Here is a 745-nt window from a genome sequence, read left to right on the forward strand (position 1 = left end):
TCCACGTCTGGCCTATCAACCCGGTAGTCTGGCCGGGAGCCTCTCGGGGGTGTACCCCCATGGAAACCTCATCTTGAAGCGTGCTTCCCGCTTAGATGCTTTCAGCGGTTATCACTTCCGAACGTAGCTAATCAGCGGTGCCCTTGGCAGGACAACTGACACACCAGAGGTTCGTCCAACCCGGTCCTCTCGTACTAGGGTCAGCCCTTCTCAAGTTTCCTACGCGCACAGCGGATAGGGACCGAACTGTCTCACGACGTTCTAAACCCAGCTCGCGTACCGCTTTAATGGGCGAACAGCCCAACCCTTGGGAGCAACTCCACCCCCAGGATGCGACGAGCCGACATCGAGGTGCCAAACCATGCCGTCGATATGGACTCTTGGGCAAGATCAGCCTGTTATCCCCGGGGTACCTTTTATCCGTTGAGCGACGGCGCTTCCACAAGCCACCGCCGGGTCACTAGTTCCGACTTTCGTCCCTGCTCGAGATGTCTCTCTCGCAGTCAAGCTCCCTTGTGCACTTACACTCGACACCTGATTGCCAACCAGGCTGAGGGAACCTTTGAGCGCCTCCGTTACCTTTTAGGAGGCAACCGCCCCAGTTAAACTACCCACCAGGCACTGTCCCTGATCCGGATCACGGACCGAGGTTAGATATCCAGAACGACCAGAGTGGTATTTCAACGTTGACTCCACACACACTGGCGTGCGTGCTTCACAGTCTCCCACCTATCCTACACAAGCC

General features: G+C 57.0%; 1 rRNA gene. It reads right to left on the reverse strand.

Going from position 1 to position 745, the window contains the following annotated elements:
* A 23S ribosomal RNA gene (locus ABD899_RS18835) occupies positions 1–745 on the reverse strand; the annotation flags it as partial.

The organism is Fodinibacter luteus, from assembly GCF_039541575.1.
Classification (GTDB): domain Bacteria; phylum Actinomycetota; class Actinomycetes; order Actinomycetales; family Dermatophilaceae; genus Fodinibacter; species Fodinibacter luteus.